This window comes from Clostridium sp. AF19-22AC (assembly GCF_003479085.1).
Classification (GTDB): Bacteria; Bacillota; Clostridia; order Lachnospirales; family Lachnospiraceae; genus Faecalicatena_A; species Faecalicatena_A orotica.
The window spans coordinates 180,319-200,252 of the sequence record NZ_QUGN01000002.1 but is presented as its reverse complement, the minus strand read 5'-3'; the positions used below and the strand labels follow the sequence as shown (position 1 = coordinate 200,252).

Genomic DNA, 19,934 nt, shown 5'->3' with positions numbered 1-19,934 from the left:
GGGGGTGGTTTCGGGGGCGGGCGTTTAGCGGGGAAGTACTAGCAGGAAAAAGGGGGAGCTTATGGCCCGGTCGCATTCGCTTTGAAATCTGATGATTTCAAAGCTCAGGCGGCCTTAAAAAATGATTCGGAATCATTTTTTATCCATAAGCTCCCCCTCTTTTCCTGCAAGTGCTTCCAACCGCACACTAGACGCTCCCGAAACCACCCCCGCCTCCTGAATGGCTGCGCGCATCAAATTGGAAAATTTCTTTCGCCGGCTTAAGGCCGAGCGAAAGAATGGCTAAGTCGGAAAGTTACACAGTAAAAAGCAGAGAAAATGTGGGCTGTAACTACGTACATCATTTTCCCTGCTTTTTATTTTGGAATACTTATTCTAATTCACTGCTCTTTGAACGTTCTTATCATACACCCGACAGGTTTTTACATGTCTAGTATACACACAAGAGATTTCTTATTTAAACCGGATAGGCTCCGTCCTCTGTGTCTGCTACTTTTGCGTCTACTTTGGTCTGCTGTGCCTGTCTGTATTTGAAGTAGTCTACTGCTACCTGTGGGAACAGTGCGTATGTCAGGACGTCTTCATCCTGCTGTATCCACTGCTCGCATTCTTTGCGCAGTGTGTCCAGCTCGTTTGGAATCAGGTCGGCAGGGCGGCAGGTGATAACTTCTGCGTCCCCGATAACCTTCTTCTGTACTTCTGGATTGAACGGTTTTGCTGTTGCACCGTATTTTCCTGATAATACGTCTTTTGTTTCTTTTGTTGCCATCTTGTAGCGTTCGCCCATCAGGACGTTGAATACAGCCTGTGTTCCGACAATCTGTGAAGATGGTGTAACAAGCGGGCATTCTCCGAGGTCTTTACGTACGCGAGGTACTTCTTCAAGCACTTCGTAGAACTTGTCTTCTGCCCCCTGCTCTTTGAGCTGGTTTGTCAGGTTGGAAAGCATTCCTCCCGGTACCTGATAGAGAAGTGTCTTGATATTTACACCCATGTTCTTTGGATTTAACAGCCCGCTCTCTAATGCTTCATCCCTGATCGGCCTGAAGTAATCAGCGATTTCTGCGAGCAGGTTCTGATCGAGTCCTGTATCGTATGGTGTTCCCTTGAAAGTCTCAACCATAACTTCTGTTGCCGGCTGTGATGTTCCCATTGCGAATGGTGACATTGCAGTATCAATGATATCTGCTCCTGCCTCGACTGATTTCAGATAAGTCATTCCGCCCACACCTGATGTGTAATGTGTATGCATTTCAATCGGAATGCTTACAGCTTCTTTGAGTGCTGTAACAAGTTCTGTCGCCTCATATGGAACAAGAAGTCCTGCCATATCCTTCACACAGATGGAATTAGCACCCATGTCTTCGATTCTCTTCGCAAGGTCCATCCAGTAATCACGTGTATAAGCATCACCGAGTGTATAGGACATTGCTACCTGTGCATGAGCTTTTTCCTTATTTGCCGCCGTAACCGCCGTCTGCAGGTTACGGATATCATTCATACAGTCAAAGATACGGATGATGTCGATTCCGTTAGCAGCGGATTTCTGTACAAAGTACTCAACCACGTCATCTGCATATGGACGGTATCCCAGAATGTTCTGGCCGCGGAATAACATCTGCAGCTTTGTATTCTTAAATCCGTCACGGAATTTACGGAGTCTGTCCCACGGGTCTTCGTGCAGGAAACGTAAGGAAGCATCAAATGTAGCACCTCCCCAGCACTCTACTGCATGGTATCCGACTTTGTCCATCTTATCTACGATCGGCAGCATCTGCTCTGTTGTCATTCTTGTGGCAATCAGGGACTGATGAGCATCTCGCAGGACTGTTTCTGTTATTTTAACTGGTTTCTTAACGATCTCTGCCATTTATTTGTCCTCCATTATTATTTAACACCAAAGATAGCCATAAATGTTCCGGCTGCGACTGCAGTACCGATAACACCTGCTACGTTCGGTCCCATTGCGTGCATCAGCAGGAAGTTTGTAGGATCCGCCTCTGCTCCGACTTTCTGTGAAACCCTGGCTGCCATTGGTACCGCAGATACACCTGCAGAACCGATAAGCGGGTTAACCTTTCCACCTGTTGCCTTACACATAATCTTACCGAAAAGTACTCCGGCTGCCGTACCAAATGCAAATGCAATCAGACCGAGGGCTACGATTTTCAGTGTATCCAGGTTCAGGAATGCTTCTGCACTCGTTGTCGCACCAACTGAAGTTCCGAGCAGGATAACAACGATATACATCAACGCATTGGCTGCAGTCTCCTGAAGCTGTCTTACAACACCGGACTCCTTGAACAGGTTACCAAGCATTAACATACCAACCAATGGTGCCGTTGTTGGAAGAATTGTACAAACAACGATTGTTACGATAATCGGGAACAGAATTCTTTCCAGTTTAGAAACCGGACGCAATTGTTCCATCTTGATCTTACGCTCTTTTTCAGTCGTCAAAAGTTTCATAATAGGCGGCTGGATAATTGGCACCAGTGACATATAGGAATATGCCGCCACCGCGATTGGTCCTAAAATAGCCGTCTGCTGCAGTTTACCTGCAAGGAAAATAGATGTAGGTCCGTCTGCCCCGCCGATAATAGAAATTGCTGCCGCGGCTTTGTCTGAGAATCCCATTGCCATAGCACCAAGATAAGCAGCAAAAATACCGAACTGTGCTGCCGCACCAAGGAGAAAACTCTTCGGGTTGGCGATCAGCGGTCCGAAGTCAGTCATAGCACCAACTCCAAGGAAAATCAGAGATGGAAGGATTGACCATTCATCAAGCTTATAAAAATAATAGAGAAGTCCGCCTGTTCCGTTCGCAGCATCTTCTGCATGCAGCATAATATCCGGGTAGATATTAACCAGCAGCATACCAAAGGCAATTGGAACAAGCAGCAGCGGCTCGAAGCCGTGTCTGATTGCTAAATATAGGAATACACATGCAACAGCGATCATAACCAGATTTCCAACGGTCAGGTTCATGAATGCAGTCTGCTGCACGAGGTTTCCTAATGTATTTGAAATATATTCCATTTGTCAAACCTCCTGGTAAACTAGTTTAATGTAGCTAAGACTGCTCCTGATTCAACGGCATCGCCTACTGCTACATCAATACTAGCAACTGTACCTGCCTCTGGGGCTACTACAGGGATCTCCATCTTCATAGCTTCGATGATAACAATCGGATCTCCTGACTGAACACTCTGTCCTACGTTTGCTTCTATCTTAAATACTTTTCCGGCTGCTCCTGCCTTCACTTCAATTCCGCCTGCTGCTGCAGCCTTCGGTGCGGCTGCCGGTGCCGGTGCTGCCTTAGGAGCCACTACTGGTGCGGCTGCTGCAGCCGGTGCTGCGCCTGCTCCTTTTTCCTCTACTGTTACATCATATACATTGCCATTTACTGTAATTGTATAATTTTTCATCTCTTATCTCCTCCTGATTAACTCCATCTGTTTGACTTTCTTCTCTTAATAGAGCGGACAATAAATCCATCTGTAGAAGTGCCCTCAGCCGCTGCAATTGCTGCCGCGATAACTGCCGCAAGCTCTCCGTCATTATCTGCAGCCTGTGTAACCGCCGGTGCTGCTGGTGCCGCTTTTGGAGCCGCAGGTGCTGCCGGTGCCGGTGCTGCATTATTCGTTTTAGCCTTTTTACTGAATTTCTTTTCAATTGCAGGTATGAACTTAAATAAAGAAATAATAAATGAAATGAAAATCAATACAACGAATACAGTTCCCATTCCAAGGATTGTGTTAAGTCCTGCTTTTTTCAGTATCTCACTTGTTGCGTAATCCGCATTTACTGTCATGCTCTCCATATTCATTTTGTCATCGAATGTAAAGGAAAGTTCGCCGTCCCTGTCTTCAAACTGGGCCTTGGCAGTCAGTACTGCGCCGCTGTTAGTTGTTGTAAATTCATATTCGCCGACCTCTACAAGAGCCCCGCATTCTTTCTGTCCGGCCTTCCATGCCTCGATCATAGTCACGAAGTCATCGCCTTCAATCGGAAGTCCTGACTGCATCAATGTCAGATTCAGTTCCAGATCTGACATGTCCTCAAATCTGTTCAGGTCGTCATCCGTCATGTTATTGAAGCTCTGGACAATCGTGTCAGCGTAGTTCTGCATCGTAGCCTGATCATAATCTGCCGTGTCTTTTGCTTTGCTTCCGCATCCTGTGAAACTGAAGATGAGGAGAAAGACAAGACCTAATATACTGATTTTTTTCTTCACTTTGCCTCACCTCACTAAACCGTTCCGTGTTTTTTGTCCGGACGATCCTCTCTCTTTGTGAACAGCATTTCGAATGCCCCTATTACATATTTTCTTGTATCAGCCGGTTCGATGATTGCATCCACGTATCCTCTTCTTGCCGCGGAAACCGGACTGGACTGAAGTTCTTTGTATTCTGCCGCTTTCTCTTTCAGAGTATCGGCGTCTGCATCTGCATACATAATCTTTGCTGCCAGTGAAGCATCCATCATACCGATTTCAGCTGACGGCCATGCATAAACCATGTCTGCCCCGATTGACTTACTGTTCATTGCTACATATGCGCTGCCGTAAGCCTTTCCAACAATCACGTTCACCTTCGGTACTGTCGCATTTGCAAACGTATAAGTAAGTCTTGCAACGGCTCTTGCCATGTTCTTTTCGGATTCGATTGTAGCAGTAAAGCCTGTCACATTTGTCAGTGTGAGAACCGGAATGGAAAAAGCATCACAGAAGTTCACAAAATCAATTGCTTTCTTGCATCCGTCAACAGAAAGTGCTTTATCAAACTCTTCTGCGATATTTCCTTCTGCATCATATACCTTGGAGCGGTTAGCTACAGCGCCGACCGTCATGCCGTTCAGGCGGATAAATCCTGTTACCATGTCTTTTGCATATTCTTTCTTTGTCTCGAAGAATATATTGCTGTCAGAAATAGCTGCAAGAGCAATCCCTGTATCTTCTGCTGCATTCTCAATATCAGCGCAGACACGGTTGAGGTCATCCAGACATTCCGAATAGGAAAGGTCGTCTTCATTATTGGCAGGAATCATGCTGACCAGCACGCGGATCTGTCCGAGAATATCAGTTTCATCGCCAATCCCGTCAACCAGACCTGCTGTCTTGCTCTGATACTCTGCTGAAGAAGTATCACATTTGGAATCAATGTTGCCTTCCAGAGCATTTGGAGAATTTACAAATAACTTGCCGTCTTTACTCTCCATGAATGTGAAATCTGTAAGTCCCGGCACTACTGCAAGACCGCCGCCGCACATTCCAAATATCCCTGTAATCTGCGGAATCACGCCTGAAGCCATAGACTGCTTAAAATATAAGCTTCCAAAAGCTTCCAGAGCATCTGTTGCCTCCTGAAGTCTCAGGCCTGCGCAGTCGACCAGTCCGATAACCGGTGCCCCCATTTTCATTGCCATGTCATAAATGTTTGCAATTTTCTTTGCATGCATCTCACCGACGGATCCCTTTAAAACTGTAGTATCCTGGCTGTACACGTAAACAAGATTGCCGTCAATTACCCCGTAACCTGTGATGACACCATCAGCCGGAGTATCTTTTGTCTGCAAGTTAAAATCTGTACTTCTCGCTGTAACAGCGCCGCCGATTTCAACAAAGCTCCCCTCATCAAGCAGCATGGCAATTCGCCTGCTTGCTGAGTTTTCTGTAGCATTGTAGCTCATAATCTAGCCCTCCATATTATAAAATTTGTTTAAATTAAACCAAAATTTCTGCCTATTCTAGTATATACCACTTAATATAAAATTTCAATTAATAAATACACATTCTGATATTTTTTTCACAGAATATGCCACCGCTTCCTGATGAGCAGAAAAAGAAGCACAGAACCCTGTGCTTCTCCACTAATAGACAGCAAATATTATTCGCTGGCGGCTCATTAATAATTATGCACCTGACGCTCAAAATACGCTTTTGTATACATGCATACAGGACACGTTTCCGGAGCCTCCGGCCCCTCATGTATATATCCACAATTCCTGCACTTCCAGCCTAGCGGTGCTTCCCCTTTAAAGGTCTTTCCGGCCCTGTAATTTTCCAACAGACGAAGGTAACGTTTTTCATGCTGTGCTTCAACCTTGGCTACAAGTTCAAACTTTGCCGCAATTGCATCATACCCTTCTTCGCGTGCTTCTTCCGCCATGCGTCTGTACATCTGAGTCCATTCTTCGTTTTCCCCCGCCGCTGCGTCAATCAGATTCTGTTCTACCCCATTAATACCGTGGAATAAACTGAACCACATTTTAGCATGTTCTCTTTCCTGTTCGGCTGTTTCCATGAAAATGGCCGCCATTTGCTCCAGACCATTTTCTTTTGCTACGCCGGACCAGTATGTGTATTTGCTTCTCGCCATAGATTCGCCTGCAAAAGCTTCCATCAGGTTCTTTTCTGTTTTCGTTCCCTTTGCAGGAGCTTCCTCAGGTCTCTTCACGGCCGTATCTGCCTGTACTGCCTCTTCAGATACGTCAGCCGTTACATCTTCTATCACCTCTGCAAACCGATCCGCCGGAACCTTGCAGATCGGGCACTGCTCTGGCGGGTTCTCCCCCTCATGAATATAACCGCATACTGTACATTTCCATTTTTTCATTGTTTCGTTCTCCTTTTCTTCTATATTAATGTTCCTGTTAGTTTCTGAATTTTCTCCTGCTTCGTTAATATGTAATTTCCCTTCGGGTCCAAGATCCTTTGAGCGATCCCTGTATGATGTATGCAGCATCTGTTCCGCGAGTCCGGAAAGCGGTGCCTCGTAGAATTCGTCATACAGCTTTTTGATCTCCTGATTCTCATGACTATACCTGAGCTGCATCCCGGAATCTTTTGTATACAAGGATGCAATCCTTGCCTTCCGTATTTCATCGGTCATCGGAATCTCTGTTTTTGGCTGGCCGCCCCCACCGATACATCCACCTCGGCAGGCCATTACCTCTACGAAATCATAGTGGGGCTGATCTTCCTTCCACTTGTCAAGAAATTTTCTGGCGTTCTCAGTACCATGAATGACAGCCAGCTTAAGAGATGTATCCCCAATCTTTACATCAGCTTCACGAATCCCGTCCATCCCGCGTACCGGATTCAGTTTCAGGTAGTCATCAGGGGGATTCTCGCCGGTTATCAGGAAATGGGCTGTTCGTGCAGCCGCTTCCATAACACCTCCTGTATTTCCGAAAATCACACCAGCCCCAGAAGCCTCTCCCATCAGTTCATCATAGCCGCTCACTCCCACGTCTTTCAGTTCAATTCCCTCTTCACGCATCCAACGGGCAAGTTCTCTTGTCGTTATCACATGATCCATATCCCGTAAATTCGCAATGTCCAGCAAATAGGCAGAATCATTCATTTCATCTCTTCGTATTTCAAATTTCTTAGCCGTACACGGTGTAACTGCGACATTCACGATTTTTTCCGGGTCAATTGCCCTGCTTTTTGCAAAGTAGGTTTTGACCGTCGGCCCCTGCATGCCAATCGGACTCTTTGCACTGGAAATATGCGGCAGGATCTCAGGATAGAATGTCTCCACAAACTTAACCCAGCCCGGACAGCAGCTCGTAAACTGTGGAAGCGGCTTGTCGTTTTCTGTTACTCTGCGTACCAGTTCGGATGCCTCTTCCATTATGGTGAGGTCCGCTGCAAAGTTCGTGTCAAGCACATAATCTGCCCCAAGCCTTCTTAATGCTGCCACCATCTCTCCTTCAACGAAGCTTCCATAAGGCATTCCGAATTCTTCCCCCAGACCCACTCTTACTGATGGTGAAGTACTGAAAATCACCACTTTTTCCGGATCCCGTATTGCTTCTTTTACTTTCTGATACTCATACACCTCTGTGATTGAACCAACCGGACAGACATTAGCACACTGTCCACAGTGGATGCAAATTGCCTTATCAGAAGTGCTCTTCAGCGAATACAGCTTTCCGACCCCGATTTCTTCTTCACAGACCCTCCTGCACTGCCCGCATTTGATGCACAAATCCTCGTTCCTTTTTATAGAAGGATTGTCTTTTTCAATAGGGATTCTGATTTCCGTAAACTGATGCATGCTTTCTCCTTTCTTATACAATTATAATAATGATTACTATTATTTTATTTGAATTTCCACATTTTGTCAACATTTTTTTATATATTAGATTACCCACAACTTGAGAAACAACTGAAATATAAACTCAAGTTTACACATGCTGATTAAAAACAGTTGAATCTATCCTCTTTGTCTTATTCTTCTAAGTCTCTATAGAAGTCTGTTGCTTTCTTTATTTTATTTGCTTTGAAAACTTGTATAAATATATGATTATGCCGATATGGCGAAACTTCGTCACAGCAGTGCAAAGCGAAGCTCGAAAAAAACAGGATCATCTGGTCTAATCATACAATATCTGGATATAGGGCGATCCTCTTAAAATATTTTTTCAATACGATCATCACCATTCCAAATGTATATTCCAGCAGCTGCATTAACCTTGGATGAAATGTAATCCTTGATCCATAATAGTAAGTTTCTACCGTATTCTTTGTAAGGCGTATGTTTATCTACTCCAATCAAATGGAGCGGATTATTTGTTTTTACCGTCATTTATGAGATAATCTTGGATAACCATTAGTCGTGGACCAGACTGCGGTTCGTACAGGGGGAATGGATGCGACTTCATGAACCTTTTTTCTTCTTCGATATAAGCAGTGTTGCAGTTTCCATAGCTACGATTGATTCTGGCTTCATATCTAGTATTCTTTACAATTCCAATTTTTAACTACCTGGAATAAAAGACAGATAACGCAACCATAATAGGAATAAACATGGTAATGACAGTTAAGCTATCATTCACTCTTCATGTTTTCGCAAGCCTCGATATATACCTTACAGCTGCATGGCAGAACTGTAATAAATAGATATACATCGGTTGTATCAGCAGTATAGCAATCATGAAGCTTAATCGTATTTCCTGCCCCGTCAACCTGAATAGCATCATCTTGTCAGCCTTGCCCAGTGGCAATACTTATCGCAGAACCAAGAATAATGTATGTCATTTTACCATTAGCTTAAGCATCCTCACAATACTCTGTCCAGAGCAGACTCAGGTTTACCTCTGGTTTTACTAATTCTTTGTGAATGAAACTGTAATCAGGTTCCACTCTTGGATTAATTGATGTAAGACGCACTGGATGGAAGGCCATTAGCAATACTTCAGCGGAAATGATGGATCCGCTTTCCTTCTGTACCTCACTAATGGTGCTTCTGGAGCCGTAAACACTTGCAACGATTTACCGCTGTGTATAACCAAGGCTTGTCAGCCTCAGTATTTCTCAATAATTAACCATAATTATCGACTTCCTATGAATTATAGTCACACAAATGTGCGTCATTTTCATTATAGAAAAAATTTGTATGAATGGTACATCTACCGTGAAGATTTTTTCCGTGCATATGGTTTACAACTGTCGGAATATGCACAAAAGTATTACACGACTATTTTACATTTTTAATCTTCCACTTTTCTAAATACATGTTTTTCATTCTTGCCAATAATAGACCCTCATAGTCCTAAGCAAGACCACCAGCTAAGCTGGTGGTCTTGACATTATAACAGTGGGTTATTTGACATATGTTTATTTTACAAAAGCTTAGCTGGTTATTTATTAATCAGGTATAACTTTTATGGACCAGGCGATCTAAGCTTATAAGCATCAAACCGTGAATTTCCTGTGGTTAACCTTGTATTATAGCTACTCAAAAACTCTGATGAACAGCTGCAGGTACATATAGCTCCACATGCCGCTCCACAATTGCATGTTCCTTTTGGTTCAATACCATTACTACTTAAAAATGATTTTTTCTTGCCAAAATTATTCATAGTACACTCCTTTCTACCAGCTAAACTTTTCCCACCATTTTTTTACACAGATCAAATATGTTGTTATAAGTATTAAATTTACCATCCAATATATCTTTATCTGAAATACGTATATCCATTTTCGATTCTATATCTAACAAAATAAGCACCAACTCTCTTGCAGGCAAGCAAATTTCCGAACCAAACAAATTATGCTTTTTTAGTTCCGGATGAATTCTAAAGTTTATACCTGAATGCAATTCCATTATATTATCTAATAATACTTCAAACCTATCTTCCATATGATTCTCCTTAAATTACATAACTATAATGTCAGTGTAATGCCGCAATTTATCAATAATTATGGTCGGAATTTTTTTCAAATCGCTTTTTAATCCAAATAAATTGTCCATTTTTAACTCATCAATCTTATTTTCCACCATCTTCGTATCTAATGTTAAATAGCGCACTTCTTTACTACGTTTCGTTTCACTATAATCAACCATCTTATTTGCCATAACACAAACATCTACAGATGTTAAAAAGTGATAGTTAAACATACTAATCATACGTTGAACATCATCTTCATTTTCAACATAAGGAAGACAAAACACATTAAAATCAGGAACTATTGCTTGCATAACTTCGCTTAATAGAAAGCCAAAATTATTAGTAATATTATTATCAAAACGCATACATTCACCCGGTACTCCTAATACTATTAACTCAGGACGATCATTTTGTTCCTTTTCCTTAATATAATGATTAAATTTCAATATTTTATCAGCCTCATTAATTCGTGCCGATAACATAAATGGCGGAAAATCATACATTCCAAATAGGTGACTATAGTCACGTGTACCAATCTGTACAAATTTAATACCACTTTTCAGAAACTCTCTTCTTAGGGCTAATTGCACCTCAAATTTTCCGATATTCTCCTGTAATCCTGTTATCAAAACAATGGGCGTTGAAATATTAAAAATCTGACGTCCAGACGCTTTTCCGGAAATGATATGATCTTCAGTAGTAATTTCCCAGAAATCATCATGGTACATTTTTACCATTTTCCTTTCTTTATCATATCCTTTTCTTGAATAAATCACCTTTTTATTATCCAATGCTTTTTTGAGCTTATCCAAAATATACTTTTCATCATTCGGCCACTCTTTTAAACCGTAATTTACAAACCAAACTAAAGAACATTTCTCAAACTCTTTTTCAAAATCATCTGTCACCCGTATTCCTTTGCCCTTAACACTATATAACTCCCCTTTGTTTTTAGAGCCTTTAAAGCAGACCAATGAAGAAATCTGTAAGTCCTGTAACAGATCAGACGAATTAACAACTGGAATCATTTCATCGGAAAATGGATATATCAAAACCTGCTCCACTTTATCACCTCTACTCTTTCTTTTAAATTATCATTTCTTAAACACGTACTGTTAAATTAAATATTATCACATTCAAAATCTATTCCTAACTCCTTCAAAGTACAATAATCTTTATATTCATTTTCAATTTCATATTTTATTTCTTGGCACTTTTCATCTAATTCTTCCGCACCAAACTCGTTATCAATACACCCCACGCACAATTTACAATCCTGATACGCCCAGCAATTGTGGCACTTTTTTTCACTGAGCCTCTCAATATTAAGAGCATTTTCTATTTTTTCTATGAAGTATCCCTCTGTCAAATTTCCAATATTCATATTATTAGAGTATTCACTAACCTTTTCACATGGAAAAAAATTGCCATCAACGTCTATAAAGAGCCTTAATACCCCCGGAATACATGGACCTCCATGATGCCATTTATTAGGTAAACTTGCCCTCTGTAAATCTATTTTTCCTTTTCTAGACTCTCCAATTTTTAATACAGCACTTTCCAATAATTTAAAATTAGTTTTTTTCTTTAACCTTCCTACTCTATATAAATAACCAATAAAAAAACTATAATTGCTTTCTTCGTAGTAACTTTGTTTGACACCAACTTTTTCAATTCTGTTTGTATTATTAACTAAAGATGACAAGAAATTTATATGATTAAACAATTTATCTTTCGAAACAAACTTTTCAACACAATTATAATTACATGAGGCAAAAACTGTATTAAAATTAACACATTTCTTATAATACTCTGGATACAATTTATTGATCATCATGATGTTTTTATATATTGTATCGAATGTTCCCTCTCCCCCAATGAATTGTCGATACTGATCATGTATGTCTTTAGGACCATCTAAACTAACCATTATTAAAACCTCATGCTCAACTAAAAATTTTAAAATTTTCTCATTAAGTAAGGTTAAATTAGTTGTAAAATTAAAAATTATTTTTTTCCCTTCAACACGACTCTCGGTATATAAAATACATTTCTTGATCAGATCAAATTCTAATAGAGGTTCGCCACCATAAAAACTTATACTAATTTCAGATCTTTCCCCTGAATGATTTATTAAAAAATCTATACCTCTTTTAGCAACTTCTATCGGCATTCGTTTATTAGAATGAACACGATTTTTATAGCTTCCCGAATAAACACAATACTTACATCTCAAATTGCAATTTTGAGTAATTTGTAAAATAATATTTTCCAACTTACTTTCACAGTAATATTTTAGATATTTGGTATCTGGGTGTTCAGTTTCTTTTACTTTACTACATTTTAAAAAGCCATATTCCTTTAATTCATTTATATATTCTTCTGTTTCTTTTTGTTTTTGCCCTATCTCTTTTCCATTCAACATATCATAAACCTCTTTAGGGATTTTTAAAATAACATCTGTATTAACATCATACATATAATGTCCTAAAGAAGTGGAAAACAAGTGAATAAATGGTTTCATTTCGCAAACTTCCTTTCATGTTATTTAATTTATTTGCTTACTATACATCTCATAATATATTCCCTTTATTTCCATTAATTGATTATGGGTCCCCCTTTCTACTATTCTCCCCTGATCAATAACTACTATTGTGTTACAAATTTTATTAATATGAGTTACTTTATGTGAAATTATAATCCCTATCTTTTCCGTTAAAATATTTTTATACTGATCTAGTATTTGCATTTCGGCTACACTATCTAATGCTGCATCAGGTTCATCTAATATATACATATCAGCATCTTTAATCATCGCTCTTGCTATAGCAATCTTTTGCCATTCTCCACTAGATAATTGGATATCACCAAACCAACTTCCTAGAATTGTGTCAATCCCATATTTAAACTGGTTAACTTTTTTAAAGCCTATTTTTTTAAGCATTTTTAATATATAATCCTCATCGTCTAAATGTCTTACATCTCCATATCCCACATTATTTCTTAAACTCATTTCATATTTTATAAAGTCTTGAAATACACAAGCAATATGGGCGTAATACATCTTCTTATCTATTTTTTTTAAATCTATTCCATTTATTAGAATTTTTCCCTTGTAATCATCGTAAAATCCTAAAATAAGTTTTATTAATGTTGTTTTCCCAGAGCCATTTTTTCCTACTAAACCCAGTATTTCTTTATCACACAATTTCAGACTAATATTATTTAGTATCAAAACATCTTGATTTTTATAAGTATAACTTACATCAATTAACTCTACAGATTCAATTTTTTTAATCTTTATATTCCCCTCTTCCTGTCGTTCATCAAGATCCAGAAACTCGAATAAGAGGCCAAGATATAAGGCGTTTTTATAGTTTTCACTAATACCATTAAAAATACTTTCAGCACTTGCTTTGGTGCCATCAAGACAGTTAATATATGTATTAATATCACCAATTAGCAAGACTCTATTAAACCCCAAATATATAAAATATCCAAATAATCCAGTTGTTATTACTTGTTCCAGCAACCCAAAAATACAACCAAAAATACAACCAATTTTCCCTATCTTAATATCTTGGTTTATTATTTTATCTTTTAATATTTTATAGTGATTTTCCAAAAAACTTCCAAGTCCATATATGAGAATCTCTTTAAATGCCAATCCCGTAGTCGCCAAAAAATTTATGTACCAACATTTTCTTTCAGTATCAGTTCGATCTAGTACGACTTTATACTGCAGTTGTCCTAATTTTATTGCAAAAATTGATTTTATAAGAGGAATCATAATAGCTATTGGCACCAAAGACCATTTAAATTCTGCAATTATATAGATGTAAAGAATAAAAGCAATAAATTCTTGAAATACATTTAACATTCTCTCAAAATAAGTTAATATTTTTTCACCACTTTGTTCTTGCGCTCGACTAATAAGATTATAAGTTTCTTTTGTTTCAAAATCTTCTAATTTTAAACGAAATGACTTATTTATTAATAGCAAAGAAATATATTTAGTAAATTTTTCATAGATACTTAAAGAATAAAGAGAATACGTTTCTTCTAAAATAGATTCAAATAAATTTACTCCTGCATAAATTAGAATAAAAGTCAACAAGTAACTCCATCTGGTTCCTCCTTGTTGGAGAGAATTCATTATATATCTCATAATTATTAAAGTAACAACTGGTAAGATGCCTCTTATTAATGACATTATTATAGTGACAATTATATATTTTTTACTAAAATGTGATATGATTTTAATTATTTTTTTATAAATAATAAACATTTCCCATATACTTCTTCTATTCTCATCCATTTCTACTCCTATTGTTATTTATTCACTATAATTTTATAATAAACTAGGACATAAAGTTTGTCAATATTATTATCTGATTATTCAATTTTATATCTACTATTTTCTGTTTATTTATGTTTATTTATTCATTGTTTAGTATTTATTTATCAAATGAAATTATTTTTTATACATTTCCCCTTATTAAACGAATCTATTTGACATAAACAGCTTTTTTATTAACAATAAATAAATTAAGAATTATGCCATTTTGTACATGTTGTTTTTATAAAAACAATTAACATAGCTAATACCTATTGTTCTATATAAAGTAGCTATAACCGCTTATAAACTCCCTGTTAAATTTTATTAAGAAAATATAAAATTTTATTTGTCCTTTTGTATAAACTATGGTACAATCTTTTCATGGAGAAAATTTTAACGAAGGAGGAGGTTTTTCTAACGCAAGGAGAATATAGTCTAGAACATAGTCTATCTTCTCAAACCCGCACAGTATGTGCAAAAACAATAAAAAACTAATTGGAGGGTTTTTATTATGGAAACAGCAAAAAAGAAGAGACCTTTTGGCTTTTATGTTTGTGCTTTAGGTTTCACATTTGAACGTTGCGCATTCTATGTAGTTAAATACATGCTCGCTATCTGGATCGCAACAACTGTAGGCGGCGGCGGACTCGGATTATCAGATGTTTATGCATCTTCAATCTCTGCAGGTTTCGTAGCAGCTACATATATCACACCTATGGTTGGAGGATACATCGCTGACTACTGGTTAAGCCCAAGACTCTGCGTTATCATAGGTATGATCTTAATGGGACTTGGTTACTTATGTACATGGCAGGCTCACTCAATGACTCTTGTGTGGGTTATGATTATTCTTGTTTCAGTAGGAACTGGTTTATTCAAAGGTAACCTTTCAGGTGTTAACGGTCTGTTGTTTGAAGACAAAGATGAATTGAACAGTGCATTCTCCATTCAGTATTCATTCGTAAACATCGGTTCATTCATCGGAACAACATTTGTTGTACTTCTTATCGGGCCTATGGGATTTAACTTTGTATTCTTACTTTGTGCAATCTTCCTTTTCGTAGATGCACTCTGGTTTGGTCTGAACTCAAGAGCACTCGGCGATGCTGGTAAAAAACCATTCAAGCATGACCAGAGACAGTTTGTAGACAAAGAAAAGAAGAAAGAAGCAGAAAGCAAGCCGCTTACAAGCGGAGACAAGAAACGTATCTTCGCTATCGTTTTAGTAACTCTGTTTTCAGCAGTATTCTGGTTCGTATGGTACCTCGCTTATATGCCGGCTTACTTCTACTTTGGATGGGGCGATGGAGAGAACTTCCTGAACCACGCAAACTGGGTAATCGGAAGCTTCACAGTTCCTACTGCATGGTTTGACTCTATGAACGCACTGACATGTATCATCTTAGGACCTGTACTCGCTGTAGTTTGGGCTAAGATGGCAAAACGCCCGAAGGGTGACATGAGTATGTTCAAGAAGACTGCTCTTGGAATGATGTTAGTAGGCCTTGCATACATTGTTATGGTTGCTGCTGATTTAATCAGAGGTGACGGCCAGGCTTCTCTTATCTGGATCGTATTTGTATCTCTGCTAATGTCCATCGGTGAAATGATCTTCTCACCGCTTGGTAACTCATTTATAACGATGCTCGCACCAGCGAAAGTGCTTGGTCTTCTGTTAGGTTTCTGGCCAATCGCTGTATTTATTGCAAACCTGACATATCCATACTTATATGGATGGCTGAAGACTACTACATTCTGGGTTGGCTACGGCGGACTTGGTGTTGTTGTAATTGTATTAGGCCTTGCTCTCTGGATTGCAAGCAAGAGTCTGGATCATCTTGCTTCAGAAAAATAATCATAAAAGCAGACAATTGCTTAATGAGAAAAGGGGTATTGGTTTCTTTAAGAAATCCAATGCCCTTTTTTGCAGACTAATCTTCTCCTTCTGCACAAAAGAAATCCCTGTCGGAACACTTATTGTTCCGACAGGGATCTTGCTTTATTTTCTATTTCTAAACTGCACCGGTGTCATGTTATACATCTTCTTAAACACTCTGTTGAAATGTTCTACATTCTGATAACCAACCGACTCTGCAATACTCTCCACTGTAGCATTGCTGCTCTTAAGCATCGCCCTTGCCTTTTTCATCCTGACTTTTTTCAAGATATCTCCAAACGTGATTCCTGACTTTTCCTTGATATACTTTGACAGGTACGGTTTGGAAAGAAAGAACTTTTCTGACAGATCATCCAACGTAACATCTTTATAATTTGCATAAATATAATTCGTAATCTCCAGCAGCCTTTCGTCTTTACATGTCTCGGAATTTTTGATCTCTTCTATCTTATTCACTGCTACAACAAGTGCTTCCACGGAGGCCTTGATGATATCGGCATCGATCCCGACTCCCCAGTATTTCTTCTTATTGCACACAACCCCCACGTATGCAACGGCCTTTGAGGAAGATCCTTTTGTCAGGGAGTGCTCTTCGTAAAATGCAAGCTCATAGCTGATATCAAAATAATGTTTGATTGCATTGCTGACTGCGTCCAGACGTCCGTTTCCGACGCCTGTGATAACTCTGTTGCTGCCCGCATGGTGAATCGTAGCTTCTGCAACAATGCCGTCTTCCTGTTTGTAATGGCACTCATCCACTGTAAAGATTGATTTCGCGTTGATATAATTATCTTCAAATATATGGTAAACCCAGTCAGGAGTCAGTTCCTTATGTGCCTTGTCAGAAACGTCTTTGACAAGATATCCGACCTCTTCTTTCATCTTCTCCGGCAGGCTGATGCCGAAGCTCTGCTTCAGTATGTAATTTACGCCGCCTTTTCCTGACTGGCTGTTGATCCTGATTACATCTGAATCGTATCTCCTCCCCACATCCTTCGGGTCGATCGGGAGATATGGAACAGTCCAGTCATCGCATTCTCTTTCCTCACGCCATGTCATTCCTTTGGCAATCGCATCCTGATGTGATCCGGAAAATGCCGTAAATACAAGTTCTCCGGCATAAGGCTGGCGGGGGGATACCTTCATCCTTGTCAGTCTCTCATATGTTTCGGAAATCTCACTCATGTTAGAGAAATCCAGTCCCGGATCCACACCCTGGGAAAACAGATTCATCGCCAGTGTGATAATATCCACGTTACCTGTCCGTTCTCCGTTTCCGAACAATGTTCCTTCAATCCTGTCTGCCCCGGCAAGGATCCCCAACTCAGCGTCACTCACTCCGGAGCCCCTGTCATTATGCGGATGCAGTGAAAGTATTACGTTCTCACGGCTGTAGAGATTTTTATCGAAGTATTCCACCTGACTTGCAAATACATGAGGCATCGCATTCTCAACTGTAGTCGGCAGATTGATAATTGCCTTATTCTTCTTCGAAGGTTTCCATACCTTCAGGACCTCATTACACACCTCCAGTGCATAATCCACTTCCGTTCCCTGAAAGCTCTCAGGACTATATTCGAACGTAAAATTTCCTTCTGTCTCTTTTGCCAGCTTTTTCAGTAATTTCGCCCCATCAACAGCAATTTTCTTGATTTCCTCTTTATTTTTCTTGAAAACCTGCTCGCGCTGGGCAACTGATGTTGAATTGTATACATGTATTACAGCATGCGGTGCTCCCTTTACTGCCTCAAAAGTTCTCTTTATAATATGTTCCCTTGCCTGCGTCAGTACCTGAATCGTCACATCATCCGGAATCATGTTCTGTTCAATCAGAGCACGCAGGAACTGATACTCTGTTTCAGAAGCAGCCGGAAACCCGACTTCAATTTCTTTGAATCCGACATCAACCAGAAGCTGGAAAAATTCAATCTTTTCATCCAGACTCATAGGTTCGATCAATGCCTGGTTCCCGTCTCTTAAGTCAACACTGCACCAAACGGGCGGTGCAGCGATATGATCTTTTTTCACCCAGTCATAACAGGGTTCGGGGGGCATAAAATACGTTCTTTGGTATTTCTCGTAATTCTTCATAATAACATCTCCTTATATTTAATCAAATTAGTTGTCTTTTTTTATCTTTACCTATACTAACATAAGAATCTGTCATTATCCAGTGGTAAAATTAATCATTTACATTGATGTATTTTAATCATCTAATCTTCTCCTATAAAATACATGCTAAATATCGTTTTTAAGTACCATTCAAAAGTCTTTTCCCTGATTCCTGAGGATGTCGATATGTCATATGTCCTTAATATTTCCCCATTCAGGGAATATTTGACCTCGCCCACTTTCTGTCCTTTCGTAACCGGTGCCTCCAGACTCTCTTCCTTATCCCATGTCACTTCTGCCTGCTCATTGTCTTTCAGGAGCATTTTCCAGTCTTTGTCCTCTCCCATCACAGTCAGGCTGATTTCTGTTTCCATATCAAAGGGCTTTTCATTATTGATCCCGTTTTTCACTTTGATACTGCCGGGATCGATATCCTGCCACAGACTGCGGTATTCGTAGTTTTCCAGGCCATAATTCATCAGAGCCTTTGCATCGGCCCATTTATAGCTTTTGTTATTCGGCCATCCACAGGCAAGAAGTGCCACTATGAATGTTCTGTCATCGCGTCGGAGTGCCCCTACATAGCAGTATCCCGCATCTGCTGTAAAACCAGTTTTCCCTGAAAGCGCCCCGTCCATCATCTGCAGAAATGCATTATGATTTGTGCAGGAGTAGGAATTTTTGCCGGAGCAGTCCGTAAACTGGTAGTTTGCAGTCCTTGTAATCTCCAGAAACATATCCTTCCGGGGGGAATCCATAATGCAGTATTTCATGATTCTCCCCAGATCTTCTGCCGTTGTATGGTGGATTCCGTTATCATCCGCCGCATCCAGTCCGTTCGGGGTAATAAAATATGTATGGCTGCATCCGAGTTCTCTTGCCTTCGCATTCATCATATCGGCAAACCCTTCCACGCTTTTCCCGATATTCTCTGCAATGATAACCGCAGAATCATTATGGGATTCCAGCATCAGGGAATACAAAAGGTCCCTGAGGTAAAATGTCTGCCCGGAAACCACCCCCAGATGGACCTTCGGCTGCGATGCAGCATGGTCACTGACGGTCATTACATCATCCATACTGCCATATTCCAGTGCCAGTATACAGGTCATAATCTTTGTGGTGCTCGCATTTGCCCGTTCTGTCTGTCCATTTTTAGAAAATAAAATACGCCCGCTGTCTGCATCCATCAAAACTGCCGACTGGGCGTATAGATTCTGCGGTTCACCTTCCTCTGCCTGAACCTCTGCAATCAGGTTCTCCCTCCCGGGGACCCCTGTTATGGCAAGGCCGAAGATTAGTAAAAACACCGCAATTCTTTTCCATATGATAAGGGGTCCTGCCGTCCCTTTTTCTTTTCTTTTTTTCTCTTTTCTCACGATAAAGCACTCCACACCATACTAT

14 protein-coding genes are annotated in these 19,934 nt (G+C 39.8%); 1 reads left to right on the top strand and 13 read right to left on the bottom strand.

Features of this window, described 5'->3' with window-relative positions:
• Positions 1 to 457: 457 nt before the first annotated feature.
• The 11 genes from DWX43_RS02955 to DWX43_RS02910 all read right to left on the bottom strand — a co-directional run bounded on the left by DWX43_RS02955 (position 458) and on the right by DWX43_RS02910 (position 14,500).
• Positions 458 to 1,870, bottom strand: a complete 1,413-nt coding sequence (locus DWX43_RS02955; RefSeq protein WP_109730263.1) for an oxaloacetate decarboxylase subunit alpha — start codon at positions 1,868 to 1,870, stop codon at positions 458 to 460.
• A gap of 17 nt (positions 1,871 to 1,887) precedes the next feature.
• On the bottom strand, positions 1,888 to 3,039 hold the full coding sequence (locus DWX43_RS02950) for a sodium ion-translocating decarboxylase subunit beta (RefSeq protein WP_118618684.1): 1,152 nt from the start codon (positions 3,037 to 3,039) through the stop codon (positions 1,888 to 1,890).
• A 20-nt stretch (positions 3,040 to 3,059) separates the two neighbouring features.
• On the bottom strand, positions 3,060 to 3,428 hold the full coding sequence (locus DWX43_RS02945) for a biotin/lipoyl-containing protein (protein WP_118618682.1): 369 nt from the start codon (positions 3,426 to 3,428) through the stop codon (positions 3,060 to 3,062).
• Between the two features lie 17 nt (positions 3,429 to 3,445).
• Positions 3,446 to 4,237, bottom strand: a complete 792-nt coding sequence (locus DWX43_RS02940) for an OadG family transporter subunit (protein ID WP_118618680.1) — start codon at positions 4,235 to 4,237, stop codon at positions 3,446 to 3,448.
• Positions 4,238 to 4,251: 14 nt separating this feature from the next.
• Entirely contained in the window at positions 4,252 to 5,691 is a 1,440-nt protein-coding gene (locus tag DWX43_RS02935; protein ID WP_118618678.1) for a carboxyl transferase domain-containing protein, read from the bottom strand.
• A 215-nt stretch (positions 5,692 to 5,906) separates the two neighbouring features.
• Positions 5,907 to 8,066 (bottom strand): rubrerythrin, encoded by a 2,160-nt coding sequence (rbr, locus tag DWX43_RS02930; protein WP_118618676.1) that lies wholly within the window; start codon positions 8,064 to 8,066, stop codon positions 5,907 to 5,909.
• A gap of 1,609 nt (positions 8,067 to 9,675) precedes the next feature.
• On the bottom strand, positions 9,676 to 9,873 hold the full coding sequence (locus DWX43_RS26790; RefSeq protein WP_147356285.1) for a hypothetical protein: 198 nt from the start codon (positions 9,871 to 9,873) through the stop codon (positions 9,676 to 9,678).
• Between the two features lie 20 nt (positions 9,874 to 9,893).
• Positions 9,894 to 10,154: a peptide maturation system acyl carrier-related protein gene (locus DWX43_RS02925; RefSeq protein WP_118618674.1), complete on the bottom strand. Its 261-nt coding sequence runs from the start codon at positions 10,152 to 10,154 to the stop codon at positions 9,894 to 9,896.
• Positions 10,155 to 10,169: 15 nt separating this feature from the next.
• Complete coding sequence (locus tag DWX43_RS02920) at positions 10,170 to 11,246, bottom strand: TIGR04066 family peptide maturation system protein (protein WP_118618672.1); 1,077 nt, start codon at positions 11,244 to 11,246, stop codon at positions 10,170 to 10,172.
• Positions 11,247 to 11,302: 56 nt separating this feature from the next.
• Positions 11,303 to 12,706: a Cys-rich peptide radical SAM maturase CcpM gene (gene ccpM, locus DWX43_RS02915; RefSeq protein WP_118618670.1), complete on the bottom strand. Its 1,404-nt coding sequence runs from the start codon at positions 12,704 to 12,706 to the stop codon at positions 11,303 to 11,305.
• A gap of 24 nt (positions 12,707 to 12,730) precedes the next feature.
• A complete protein-coding gene (locus DWX43_RS02910) occupies positions 12,731 to 14,500 on the bottom strand; it encodes an ABC transporter ATP-binding protein (RefSeq protein WP_118618668.1) in 1,770 nt (589 codons plus the stop codon).
• Positions 14,501 to 15,032: 532 nt separating this feature from the next.
• On the opposite strand from DWX43_RS02910, the gene DWX43_RS02905 reads away from it, so the two are divergent.
• On the top strand, positions 15,033 to 16,376 hold the full coding sequence (locus tag DWX43_RS02905; protein ID WP_118618666.1) for a peptide MFS transporter: 1,344 nt from the start codon (positions 15,033 to 15,035) through the stop codon (positions 16,374 to 16,376).
• Positions 16,377 to 16,520: 144 nt separating this feature from the next.
• On the opposite strand, the gene DWX43_RS02900 is transcribed toward DWX43_RS02905, so the two are convergent.
• Entirely contained in the window at positions 16,521 to 18,509 is a 1,989-nt protein-coding gene (locus DWX43_RS02900) for a 2-isopropylmalate synthase (protein WP_118618664.1), read from the bottom strand.
• Positions 18,510 to 18,631: 122 nt separating this feature from the next.
• On the bottom strand, positions 18,632 to 19,909 hold the full coding sequence (locus DWX43_RS02895) for a D-alanyl-D-alanine carboxypeptidase family protein (protein ID WP_330582213.1): 1,278 nt from the start codon (positions 19,907 to 19,909) through the stop codon (positions 18,632 to 18,634).
• Positions 19,910 to 19,934 lie beyond the last annotated feature (25 nt).